This is a genomic window from Reichenbachiella sp. (assembly GCF_039969095.1).
In the GTDB taxonomy this organism is placed as follows: Bacteria; Bacteroidota; Bacteroidia; order Cytophagales; family Cyclobacteriaceae; genus Reichenbachiella.
The window spans coordinates 607925-620010 of record NZ_JBDVOL010000013.1; the positions used below are offsets into that span (position 1 = coordinate 607925).

A 12086-nucleotide genomic window follows, 5' to 3' on the forward strand; every position below is an offset into this window, starting at 1 on the left:
CCATAGTTAAGACTGTTCCGAAATGTTCGGAGCAGTCATTTTTTATTCAAAAACTACTCACTATGCTACGCTCCTATTTCCTTTTGATTTCATTGATGATTTCTCTTGCTGCACATGGCCAAGAAAACCAATTGATCGTCAGACAAGGGCATACCGCAGCCATCAATAGCGTAAAATATGCGCCTGATGGAAGTGCTGTCTACTCTGCCAGCGATGACAAATCCATAAAAATGTGGGATGTTAAAACTGGCGTCGATATAAATACCTTCAATGCTCATACTGCACCAGTCAGATGTATGGAACTTTCCAATGATGGCCAATTACTTGTCTCAGGAGATCTAGAGGGAAATTTATTATTGTGGGATGCCAAATCTGGACAGGTGAAAACAACCATCTCGGCACATGACGGAAGTGTAAACACAGTTAAATTCACTAAAGACCAACAATATATGGTCTCAGGTGGAGATGACAAAATGCTAAAGGTTTGGAATTTGCAGGGTGACACCTTGAAAACCATTAAAGGGTTCAATGCAAGCATCCAAGCAATAGGGATCTCACCAGATGGAACAAGAATCATATCTGGAGGCTACAAAAACAATGGGGTAGAATTACTACTTGTTGATCTGGATAAAGGTAAGATCATTGACGATGTGCTCAATCATATCGCAGGATCAGGGGCAGCTCAGGCCTACGCAAAAACAATCATGACACCAGTAGCACTGGCTATGAATCTAGCCAAAGGCAATGTGGGCAAAGGCATGACCACATTCTACATTATGAATTATAGCAACATCGAATTCACCAATGATGGAAGCAAAGTATTAATCTCTCAAAACACTTTTTTACCCTTGACTGCGGCAAAAGGAGAAGAGACGAGCGAAGGCACTTCAAGCATTTCAATTATTGAACTCTCTGAAGATCAAAATCAGTTTACAGAAGTAAAAAGACCCATTCGTTGGCAATCCAGTCATCCTCGCGCGGTAGCCGTTTTCAATCAGGATCAGACCAAAGTCATTGTGAATGAAAAGTACAGCATGAAGGTATATGACATTGAAAATGCTGACTTTCCAGAGCCAGGAAAAAAAGAAGCCACTCAATATATTCCACCAATAGTAAAAGAAATTAAAGGAACCGGACTGGGTCTAAATGCATTGGCTCTTTCTCCTGATTACCGCACCATTGTGTCGGCCGATGATGACAGAAAAATCAAATTATGGGACTACCATTCTGGTCGTAAAATCAGAGATCTTGAAGGATTTGTTCAACCCGCTTTGGCAGTAGATGTTTTACCTGATGGCAAACATATTATGGTAGGTTCTCTGGATCGCAATCTCACTGTTTGGGATATCAGTACTGGTCAATTGGTACGTACTTTCGACAGGTCATCTGATGTCTGCAGTATTGATATTTCTGAAGATGGTAAGACGTTCGTTACGGCTGCAGTCAATACCGAATTTTTCAAAATGTGGAATTATAATACAGGAAGGCAACTGAGGTCATTTTTGGAAACTAAGAAGCAAACCGTCTGGGTAAAATACAATCCAGATGATGATGATCAAATCTATGCAGCCACTGAAGATGGAACAGCTAAAATTTGGTCTATCCGAGAGCTAAAAGCTAAAAAGAAAATAAAAGGCGACTATCGACTTTTCGAAGACAAATACAAATCCGGTGATTATAAAGTAAGCTGGGAGAACTATAACTTAATTGTCAAAAAATCGAATGCCAATTACTTCACAGATACTCAAAATGGAAGATTGACAGATGCTGTTTTCAGTAAAGACAATAAATATTTGATTACAACAAATGAGAACGGCGAAATTGCGCTCTATGATTTGGCATCAAAAAAGAGAACCATTAGCATGGCTCTAATTGGTAACAATGATTTTATTTCCTATACGCCCGACTTGTATTACAGTTCATCCAAAGGAGCAGCTAAAGCCATTGCCTTCAAAGACAACAATAAAGTCCTTCCATTCGAACAGTTAGAGCTAAAATATAATCGCCCTGACATCATAGCTAAAAGAATTGGATATGCTCCACAAAAGTTGATCGCATCCTACAAAGCAGCCTACGATCGGCGTTTAAAAAGGCTTGGATACTCAGAAGATGGCCTAGCAAACACCTTCGATTTGCCAGAAGTGAAGCTGGATTATACAGCCATTCCGCTCGAAACGGATCAAAAAACACTTACTCTAAAAGTTTCTGCTTCGGATAAAAATTACCCAATCAAACAGCTCCAGGTGTATGCTAATGATGTCCCTGTTTTTGGATCGAAAGGAATCACTGTTTCACCCGATAGAAACATCAGTAAAGAACTGTCATTTGCACTAAGCAATAGCATCAATGAAATTAAAGTGACAGCAACTAATTCAAAGGGACAAGAGTCCATTCCAGAGAAATTTGAAATTCAATACACAGCCGAGTGGGACAAACCCGACCTCTTTATTGTTGGCATAGGGGTGTCCAACTACCAGCAATCTGATTATAATTTAGCCTTTGCTGCTAAAGATGCTCAAGACATGATTGAAACTTTATCTGGCTCAAGTGCTTATGAAAAAGTAAATTCCAAATTGCTCATTAATGCGGAGGCAACTGATGCCAATATATTGGCCATTCGATCATTCATTGCGCAAGCCAAGGTGGATGATGTGGTTGCCATCTTCATAGCTGGACATGGCGTATTAGACAAGGATTACAATTATTTCTTTGCGACTAATAATATGGACTTCAATAATCCATCTAACGGAGGGTTGTCTTATGCGCAAATTGAATCACTCATTGATGGAATAGATTGTAGAAATAAAATCCTACTCATGGATACTTGTCATTCTGGAGAACTGGACGACGAAGATGTTCAGACCGTCACCGCATCTTCGAAAAAAAGCGGATCAGTATCCTTTAGATCGACTGGTAACATAGTGAAATTGAAAGAAAACAGTTTTGGCTTGCAAAACACGTTAGAGCTTTCTAAATCCTTATTTAGTGACATGAGAAAAGGTACAGGTGCGACAGTAATATCCGCGGCGGGCGGTACCGAATTCGCTGCGGAAGGCATGAATTCAGAAAATGGATTGTTTACTGCCAGCTTCATAGAAGGAATCACCACCAGACGTGCAGATCGTGATCGGGATAGAAGCTATTCTATATCTGAAATGAGAGAGTGGGTCGGCGAACAAGTAACCAAAAAAAGCAAGGGTAATCAAGTACCTACTTCTCGAGAAGAAAATGTAAAAAATGATTTTAGAATTTATTAAAAACTGTATCATGAGAATTGTCATTTTATTTTTAGTCCTAGCATTTCAATCCGCACAAGCACAAAATTATACGGTCATTCATGTCATTGGAAAAATCTATGATAGCAAAAGCGGTAGCTATCTGAAATCAGGTTACAAATTGAATGAAGACGCCAAACTTAAGTTTGAAACTCCAAATGCAAGAGCAGCCGCACTGAGTTCTTCAAGGGGCAGATATGTTATCCAGCAACAAAGTGGACAGAAAAGTGGAAGTGATTTGGCCTATACCTTATCGGCTGTACTGGCACCTGCTCGTGGCAAAATGAGTACTCGTGCTGGCGGCATCAACAATCAAATGGATTTTGTGAAGAAATTTGGAGAAGGTCCGATTGCAATTGTTGGAGGTAAATATATGACTGCGGTTTCCTCTACCTCCTACCCTTCCGACGATACCAGATTCTTTTATGCGAGTTATATTTTCAATGGAGAAAGTATCAATAAAAAATTGAATGTTGAAAACGGCGAATTAGTATTTGATACAGAAACTTTCTATGCTGTAGACGGCATCCCAATCGAACCAAAACAAGCTTCAGCTTCAAAACTTTTTTACTATGACAGTCAGAAAGAGGAATCCACTGAGATCACCTCTCTTGATTTTGAGATAGTTGGCGATAAAGAATTCAATACAATAAAAAATTCATTTTCACCATTAAGCACGAATGAACTAGCTCAAAGTATTCAGGAGGTCATTAGTTCACTCTATGGTACTTGTGAACTTGAGCACATTCAAGCTGCCATCCAAGCTTCAAATTAATGACCAAAAAACGATTTTTTCTGTGGTTGGGGATCATGGCCAATACTTTGGTCATGATCTTTTTGACTTTCTATTTCATGAGCCTGCCTTGGCTGGCTGGTGATGAAAAACTCCTTATTTGGAGTACCTCGGCCATTAAATTTTCTAACCGAGAATTGCCTTCTTCTGAAGATTTTGCCTTAATCAATACTTCTTATGATTTACAGCTCATTGATCGATTGGATGAATTTGGATTTCCCGTAGGTCAACGAGCGATTACTGATCGTGAGAAATTAACCGTTATCCTAGAAGCCATCAGCAAAGGAGATAAACCTCCCAAATACATCATTTGCGATATTCATTTTTTGGACTCTACTGCCTTTGATGCCAGTTTAGATACGGTATTGCAAAAATTTGACAACCTTATCGTCTCCTATCATTTGAATGATTTTGGTGAAATTGAATATCCCATTTTTCGGAATATAAATAGAGGCTTATCTGATTATGTGATTGGTAGTGTCTTCGATGGCGTATATAAATATCAGCTCATGCACCATGATTCGCTCAAACTTACCCCTCTGAAGGTATATGAGAGTCTGGCCAACGTAACATCAGAATCAAAAGGAGCACTTGTTAAAATTGATGATCATTGGACGCCAAACAATTTCATCATGAACTATCGATTGCTGCAAAAAGACATTGAAAATTTAGAGGCTGGTTTTAATCCGGTAAACATGGGCGAACTGCTTTATTTGGAAGATCAGGACATTCAAGATTTCGTTGAAGGGAAAATTGTAGTCATTGGGGATTTTTTCGAAAATGACATGCATGAAACTCTATTCGAAATCACTTCTGGCCCACTCATTTTACTCAATGCATTCCTGACCATTCAATACCAAGACACTTTTGTGAATTTTTGGTTTTTCCTCCTCCTTTTCGTCAGCTACGCATATTTGAGCTACATGGTATTTGTAGAAGGGGATTACATGGAAAGCCGAATTACCAAATACTTCGGAGCCGTAAAAATGGCCAATTACTTAGCTGGATTTATGAGTTATTTGATTCTACTCATACTCCTATCGTGCCTCACTTTTTTTGTTTTCAACATTCATTTGAATGTGTTTTTCCTAGCAGTTACTTTTTATCTGATGGATAAAATAGTGGGTCTTATTTACTCGAAAGCAAAGGCTTAATTACTTCGAACCATGATGGCCTCAGCTTGACCAAAAAGCTGAATGGCCTGCGTATAAATCTCATTGGACTGATTATAAATCGGATAGAAACCATCATTATTCCAAATCCCACGAGCTATCTGAGCTTTCAAATATAGTTTGATCAGATCCTTCGAATGCTTAAACTGAGCCTCATTGTATGGCAACCCACTTTCTGTGGCCACTGCTACTAATTCCTTCAACATATTTTCACTCACCTCAAAACCAGAAAAGTATTTGTCAAATCCGCCCGCCTCGAGTTTTGCCCGATTGGAATCAGAATAGGTCAAAGAGTACTCTCTAATGGCATTCGTGGTAAATAACCTGTTGAGATAAGAAGAATTTCCAGCAGTATCCATAGGAATGAAATAGTCAGGCATGATGCCACCACCACCATACACTGTACGGCCTTTTACAGTCATGTATTTTAACGAATCATTCTGGTGAATGCTGTCCGCATTATATAATTCCCCACTGGTATATCTATTGTAGATATCACTGTAGTAGTCGTCTTTCCCACCTTCATAAGAGCGCTGGATCGATCTTCCGCTTGGGGTATAATATCTTGAAATAGTGAGGCGTAATTCTGACCCATCTGACAAGTCGATTGGCATTTGTACCAACCCTTTACCAAAAGATCTTCTGCCTACTACTAATCCTCTATCATTATCCTGAATCGCTCCCGAAACGATTTCTGAGGCCGATGCACTTCCCTCATCGATCAAAACAATCAATGGTCGGTCTTCGAAGAGCCCATCATTTCCTGCTCTATGTTCTTGGTTATATCTAAATTCTTTACCCTTTGTAAACACAATCATCGGGTCATCTGGCAAAAACTCATCTGCCATTTGAATCGCCATACTCATATATCCTCCCGGATTTCCAGTGAGATCCAGAATCAACTTTTGAAGGCCTTCTTCATCTAATTTATCTAGAGCAGATTTAAATTCATCATAGGTAGTTGCTGTAAATCGGTTGACTTTGATGTATCCAATTTCGTCATCGATCATATAAGAGGCATCAACAGAAAATTGAGGAATTTTATCTCTTACTATGTCAAAGTCCAACAAATCCTTATTATTCTTTCTAAGAATAGAAACTGTCACCTGAGTCCCTTTCGGGCCTCTCAACCTGTCCAATACACCGCGGGTTTTTATCCCAATCCCCGCCACGTTTTCATCATCTACTTTTATAATTTTATCTCCAGTCAAAAGACCCACTTGCTCAGAAGGCCCACCACTAAGAGGAGCTACTACATAAATGGTATCTCTGAAAATATTGTATTCTATACCAATTCCGTCAAAGTTTCCTTCAAGCTGCGAACGACTGTATTCTTGTTCCTCCTTAGGAATGTAGGCTGTGTGTGGATCTAATTCTTCCAGCATATCAGTAATGGCCTTCTCAACTAAATCTTCCGTCTTGACTTCATCGACATAATTACGATCCACGTAATTCAAAATTTCACGAAATTTCAGAAGAGATTGTGCCAAGTCAGACCCTCCTTTATTGGAGCTAGTCATATTTGCACCAATAAAAATACCAGCAGCAATAGCTATAGATAGAAATAGGGGAAGCCTGATTTGGGCTTTTGTATTTTGAATTTTCATAGACCTAGAAATAAAGTAGTATTCCTTTTACGGTGAAAGTATCTTTAAGATACCCAAAAAGGGGTCTTAATTCAATAGACAGAGAGGATAGAAAATAAAAAAGACTGGCCTACCAGGTATCCCAGTCTTTTTCATGATTACTTACTTTTTCATTTGGTAGTACAAAAGGGCAAATAGCCGCACCCACAAACAAAACAGCAATTAAAATTATCATTGTCATATCGAACTAGATTTTAATTTGAAAGCCAAAGATAATCCGTTCTTTTCATACCACAAATCAGATCAATGTTATTGTCAAAAATTATACGTGACCTTGTGCCAACATGGCATCAGCTACTTTTACATATCCTGCGATGTTCGCTCCTTTCACGTAGTCAACATAATCGTCATCTATTCGACCGTATTTCTCACAGTTTTCGTGAATTGAAATCATAATTTCTTTGAGTTTTTTATCCACTTCTTCACTTGTCCAACTCAATCGCATGCTGTTTTGGGACATTTCCAGGCCAGAAGTGGCTACACCACCTGCATTGGATGCTTTCCCGGGGCTAAACAGGATCCTATTCTTTCTTATCAAGTCTAAGGCACCTTCCGTAGTTGGCATATTCGCACCTTCAAATACACCAATACAACCATTGTCAATCAATGTTTGCATGTCTTGTTCAGGCAATTCATTTTGAGTGGCACATGGAAAAGCTAAATCCACCTTGGCATTCCAAGGGGTTAAATCTTTGTGGAAGGTTGCATTTTTATATTTATCTACATACTCACTGATGCGGCCTCTTTTTTCATTTTTCAACTCCTTAATAAAGGCTAGTTTCTCCTCATCAATACCTTCTGAGTCATATACATAACCTTGTGAATCAGAGACGGTAACGGGCCTTGCACCCAAATGTAATAACTTCTCAATCGTATATTGCGCCACATTTCCACTTCCCGAAACCGCACAAACCTTTCCATGCATCGAATGTCCGTGGGCCTTCAAAACTTCATCCGCGAAATAAACTGTGCCGTATCCAGTCGCTTCCGTTCGGATCAAACTACCTCCAAATTGCAATCCTTTGCCCGTCAATACGCCTGCAAACTCATTTCTCAGTCTTTTGTATTGGCCAAACATATAACCAACTTCTCTTCCTCCTACACCAATATCACCTGCTGGCACATCTGTAAAACCTCCTATGTGCTTGGATAGCTCAGTCATAAAACTTTGGCAAAAACGCATGACTTCCCCGTCCGACTTCCCTTTTGGGTCAAAGTCACTTCCACCCTTTCCTCCACCGAGAGGCAGTGTGGTTAGACTATTTTTAAAAACCTGTTCAAATGCTAAAAATTTAAGAATACTTAAATTAACTGTTGGGTGAAATCGCAAACCTCCTTTGTAGGGGCCTATTGCTGAGTTCATTTGCACTCGGAATCCGCGATTGATTTGATTATTTCCTTGATCATCTACCCAGGGTACACGAAAAATGACAGCTCGCTCTGGCTCGCACATTCTTTCCAATATATTGGCTGCTTTATACTTTGGATGTTCTTCATTAAATGGAATAATCACTTCTGCTACTTCGCGAACTGCTTGAATAAATTCAGTTTCGCCGGGATTTCTTTGGGAAATGCTTTGAATAAAAGCATCAATGGTTTGAGTCATGTTCTTCGACATGGGATTACATTTTGGGTTTTAAATATGAGTCAATATTAGCTAATTCCAGCGCATATTCGCGTCTTCAACTTTGATATTTTATCTCAGTATTAAATTATCGCATTTGCCAAATAGAAAAAGCCTTTGAAATTAATCATAAATTAAAATAATGATAATTGAGACCATTGGCTGTTGGTTCTAAGAATTCGTTCTTTTGATTAAGCACCAAAACATAGAAAAATATGAACACGTATTCAACGACACCAGACCTGCTAGATACTTTGCGGACACTGAAAAAGGAAGACCAGATGGATTTGCTCGATTACATCAAAAACAAGTACTCCTATTCATCGAAGGTCACTGAGCGATACCGAAAAAACGCTTTGACTCAGATCAAAAAAGCATTAAAGTATTAAGTGATTTGCGATAGAATTCAATAATCATTTAATAAGAAGAATGCGTATCCCACCTAATTTTCATTTTAGGTAAAAGGCGTATTTACTTCATTGATTTTTGGCTCTAATTTTGAAGTAGCTATAATAAGTATTCAATCAGTTCACTAAATACAACAGAAAATGGATCAACTAGCAACAGTCTTAGAAATCATGCAGAATGTGAAAACTCTGGACACAAATCAAAAAGACAGTGTGATGCAGTATGTAAAACATATGACATCCATCAATAGCCAAAATGAAGATAATTATAGAAAAAAAGCTATAAGCGAAATTCGCTCTGCACTCAAGCAGCAAGCTTCTTTTTAATCTTCTGAAAGTACGATTATTTCATCCTGCTCAGTCAAGTGGATCATATCCGACTTCTTAGGATTGACTACTACGCCGTAGGCAGCGTTGGGATCTTTGCTCTTTGCAAGTACTCTATACCCTAAAGCAACTTCATTCTTTCTGGCAGCTGATTCGAGGATGGTATAGAAATTAACTGGCTCACCAATAGCGACATACTCGGTGGCAGGTTTGATATAGATCTCTGATCCATCTGCATCAAACAAATCTTCAAATACTCGCATCAAGAACTTATTTTCTGACACCTGAGTCATCAATAAACTGAGGAGCTTATCACTAACTATAAAGTCATCAGCACTTGTAATATCCGCTAACAAGCGATTCTTCATATCTATCATTTCACTTACGAGGTTCAGATGCTTCTCCGTACGCTCTGCGATACTTCTGATATGAAGTAATGTAATAAGCGTTTGTGCATCTGCTTCTTGAACAGGAAAATGCTGTTCGTAACATAGTAAAATGATATAGTCGTAATTAGGAATTTCTAATTTCTCTAAAGTCTCTCTATCCGTAGTTTCAGCTCGCTTGAATTCTACAGTTAGATTTTTCAAGGAAGGCTTAATGCGTTGAATGACTGTCACAGGATCTTCGAATTTAGACACTACTTTCACTGTAGATCCAAATGGCGCATAATGATCTAATTCTCGAATAATATTTTTCGCGCGATCATTCCAGCCAATAATAAGGATTTGCTCCTCATTGGTCTCCTCTTCTGGTCGCTCTAACAATCTTTCAGTCTCAACATGATAATCCACTATTCCAGAAGGCACTAGAGTATCATCATCTTCTGTGATCCCGATGACTTGGTCTCCTTCGTTGAAGACCGTATCCATTGGAGGGTTGATGGCTACCGTACCGTCTGCAAATTGGAGTCCCATAATGGCAGAGTCCTCATAAGCAAAGATGATTTCTCGGAACGTTCGTCCTACCAAAGTAGGTTCTTCCAAGAAATATATTTCATCTCCATCGTAGTCCATCAATTCAATATAAACTACACTCAAACCAGACTGTCTACTAGTTTGAACCATGATTCTAGAGATAAAATCATCCGATAGGATCAGCTCAACTTCATCCTGACCCACCATTTTAGCCACTTCATAATTTTTGCTGTCCTGAATCTCAGCTGTAATATGGTAAGGTTCTTTTCTTCTGTTTGGATTGGTTACAATCGCTACTATTGTTTTGATAATCTGAGAATCCGAATTCTCATTATCTTTATCCAAGACGATAATAGATTTGGAATTGAATGGGTTGGCGATATATATGTCGTCAATATCGATAGGGCTACCTGTACGACAAATCACTCTAGTATTGGCAGTGTTACCAACCTTCAGACGAATTTCGTCTTCCATTTCGACTTTATCCTTTTCTGCAAGGATTACAATTACTCCTTCCTTAAGGTTTTCATTAGCTTCTACTAATTCCGAAATAATGGTGAAAATTTTAGAAGACCATCCTAAGATCAGTGTATGATCTTTTTCTATCACGAATGAACGACCCTTTCTCAAATCCTCTAGCTTGGTCAAGATACCATTGGATACCAAACCAATCAATGTAGAGAGAACCACTACACCAACCAAAGTAACAGCCAATAGATATACTCTAAGTGACCAACCCCCAGTCGTATTTCCAAGGGTACCAGGGTCAAGCATGTGAATCATGTTTTGCCACAAAGATTCTGGATACCCTATACTTGTGCCTGTTTCCACTTCGAATCCAGTAAGAACTAATATGACGGCAAGGATGACCACGAGAATAAGTGTCAAAATTCCCAGTCCTCCGATAAGAGTCATGGTACCCTTTGATACATAATTATCAAATTGATATTTGGCCTTAGCAATTAGAGAAGAGCTATTATTCATTGATTCAGGTCGTAGCTAAATTAATTCTTGTTCATTTGGAATAGCGGCCGAAAAAGATTGAATCTGTAAGATAAAATTTTTCAGCTTATTTGGGCAAAAATAATCCAATAATGGAAAAACAACCGTTTTATAGTGATTATATCTCTTTCGATTGTAGCTAAAATCTTCGGTATCTCCGAATTGGCGGAATTATTGATTGGTTGAAATGTTTTTATCTTCGTATCTGAATATTCAAAATGACAAAAATCCATTTCATTTTCTCATTGAAGAACCGATTGCTAAACTGCTGTATTAGCATAATGATATTTTGTGCGATTTGCGGATCTTCTTTTGCGCAGACCTATTCTTTACAAATAGTATCTTCCAATTTCACTCTTGATGGTCAGAAATTTGAAGGATATGCCACCGATTTCGTTCAGCCTTATAAGGAAGTAAAAAAAGAATGGTGGAGATATGTAAATGCAAGGACTATCATTTTTAACAAAAAAACGCATCTTGTACTAACCGTTCCGGCAAAAGGCAAAGAAGTTAATGAACCACTCAAGTTTGTATCTCAGCTCAAAGAACCAAGCAATCTAAAACAGTCCACTTTGAAAGTAGCTCTTGTAAAAGAAGGAGTGCCTGAAGATCAATTGAATGAATTGAGTAATCAAGTGAAGCATGTATTAAAAGATTTTAAAGTGACCTATTTCACTGCATTAGTACAAGAAAAGATCAATGAACATGAATTGGTTTCCAAAAAAATCAGTCAGGAAATGGACAAATTCTTGTTAGATAATAGCAAGCTTCAACTGAGAATTGAGAAGAAACCAGAAAAGAAAAATGAGCTAGCTCAAGAACTCCAAGCCAATACAGCTGAGGTAGAAAAATTACAGATTAAACTCAAAGCCAATCAAAAAAAGCTTAGCCAATACAAAAAAGAACTCACTCTTATAAAATGA

General features: G+C 38.4%; 9 protein-coding genes. 6 read left to right on the forward strand and 3 right to left on the reverse strand.

What is annotated here, in order from left to right; genetic code table 11:
* Window positions 1-62 precede the first annotated feature (62 nt).
* From ABJH98_RS15070 to ABJH98_RS15080, 3 genes are read left to right on the forward strand one after another with little or no spacing between them, the layout of a single operon-like run.
* A complete protein-coding gene (locus tag ABJH98_RS15070) occupies window positions 63-3257 on the forward strand; it encodes a caspase family protein (protein ID WP_348308527.1) in 3195 nt (1064 codons plus the stop codon).
* 10 nt (window positions 3258-3267) lie between these two features.
* Window positions 3268-4050, forward strand: a complete 783-nt coding sequence (locus ABJH98_RS15075; RefSeq protein ID WP_348308528.1) for a hypothetical protein — start codon at window positions 3268-3270, stop codon at window positions 4048-4050.
* Window positions 4050-5222 carry a hypothetical protein gene (locus ABJH98_RS15080; RefSeq protein ID WP_348308529.1) on the forward strand — a complete coding sequence of 391 codons (1173 nt, stop codon included), beginning with the start codon at window positions 4050-4052 and terminating at the stop codon, window positions 5220-5222. Before ABJH98_RS15075 ends, ABJH98_RS15080 begins: the two co-directional genes overlap by 1 nt.
* Here ABJH98_RS15080 and ABJH98_RS15085 read toward each other — a convergent pair.
* Together ABJH98_RS15085 and gdhA are read right to left on the reverse strand one after the other, a co-directional pair.
* Window positions 5219-6847 (reverse strand): S41 family peptidase, encoded by a 1629-nt coding sequence (locus tag ABJH98_RS15085; protein WP_348308530.1) that lies wholly within the window; start codon window positions 6845-6847, stop codon window positions 5219-5221. The genes ABJH98_RS15080 and ABJH98_RS15085 overlap by 4 nt on opposite strands.
* A 301-nt stretch (window positions 6848-7148) precedes the next feature.
* Window positions 7149-8492 carry an NADP-specific glutamate dehydrogenase gene (gene gdhA, locus ABJH98_RS15090; RefSeq protein WP_348308586.1) on the reverse strand — a complete coding sequence of 448 codons (1344 nt, stop codon included), beginning with the start codon at window positions 8490-8492 and terminating at the stop codon, window positions 7149-7151.
* Between the two features lie 233 nt (window positions 8493-8725).
* Here gdhA and ABJH98_RS15095 point away from each other — a divergent pair, with 233 nt between their 5' ends.
* Together ABJH98_RS15095 and ABJH98_RS15100 are read left to right on the forward strand one after the other, a co-directional pair.
* The gene (locus ABJH98_RS15095; protein ID WP_348308531.1) at window positions 8726-8899 is read left to right on the forward strand and encodes a hypothetical protein; all 174 of its coding nucleotides are present in this window, start codon (window positions 8726-8728) and stop codon (window positions 8897-8899) included.
* 159 nt (window positions 8900-9058) lie between these two features.
* The gene (locus tag ABJH98_RS15100; RefSeq protein WP_348308532.1) at window positions 9059-9244 is read left to right on the forward strand and encodes a hypothetical protein; all 186 of its coding nucleotides are present in this window, start codon (window positions 9059-9061) and stop codon (window positions 9242-9244) included.
* Here the strand turns inward: ABJH98_RS15100 and ABJH98_RS15105 are convergent.
* The gene (locus ABJH98_RS15105; protein ID WP_348308533.1) at window positions 9241-11145 is read right to left on the reverse strand and encodes a hypothetical protein; all 1905 of its coding nucleotides are present in this window, start codon (window positions 11143-11145) and stop codon (window positions 9241-9243) included. The two genes, ABJH98_RS15100 and ABJH98_RS15105, sit on opposite strands and share 4 nt — an antisense overlap.
* Before the next feature lie 299 nt (window positions 11146-11444).
* On the opposite strand from ABJH98_RS15105, the gene ABJH98_RS15110 reads away from it, so the two are divergent.
* Entirely contained in the window at window positions 11445-12086 is a 642-nt protein-coding gene (locus ABJH98_RS15110) for a hypothetical protein (RefSeq protein ID WP_348308534.1), read from the forward strand.

Bases quoted from the DNA above. Each gene is read 5' to 3' on its own strand.
- ABJH98_RS15095 (WP_348308531.1), top strand. From the start codon at position 8,726: ATGAACACGTATTCAACGACACCAGACCTGCTAGATACTTTGCGGACA.
- ABJH98_RS15075 (WP_348308528.1), top strand. From the start codon at position 3,268: ATGAGAATTGTCATTTTATTTTTAGTCCTAGCATTTCAATCCGCACAA.
- ABJH98_RS15070 (WP_348308527.1), top strand. From the start codon at position 63: ATGCTACGCTCCTATTTCCTTTTGATTTCATTGATGATTTCTCTTGCT.
- gdhA (WP_348308586.1), bottom strand. From the start codon at position 8,492: ATGACTCAAACCATTGATGCTTTTATTCAAAGCATTTCCCAAAGAAAT.
- ABJH98_RS15105 (WP_348308533.1), bottom strand. From the start codon at position 11,145: ATGAATAATAGCTCTTCTCTAATTGCTAAGGCCAAATATCAATTTGAT.
- ABJH98_RS15110 (WP_348308534.1), top strand. From the start codon at position 11,445: ATGATATTTTGTGCGATTTGCGGATCTTCTTTTGCGCAGACCTATTCT.
- ABJH98_RS15100 (WP_348308532.1), top strand. From the start codon at position 9,059: ATGGATCAACTAGCAACAGTCTTAGAAATCATGCAGAATGTGAAAACT.
- ABJH98_RS15080 (WP_348308529.1), top strand. From the start codon at position 4,050: ATGACCAAAAAACGATTTTTTCTGTGGTTGGGGATCATGGCCAATACT.
- ABJH98_RS15085 (WP_348308530.1), bottom strand. From the start codon at position 6,847: ATGAAAATTCAAAATACAAAAGCCCAAATCAGGCTTCCCCTATTTCTA.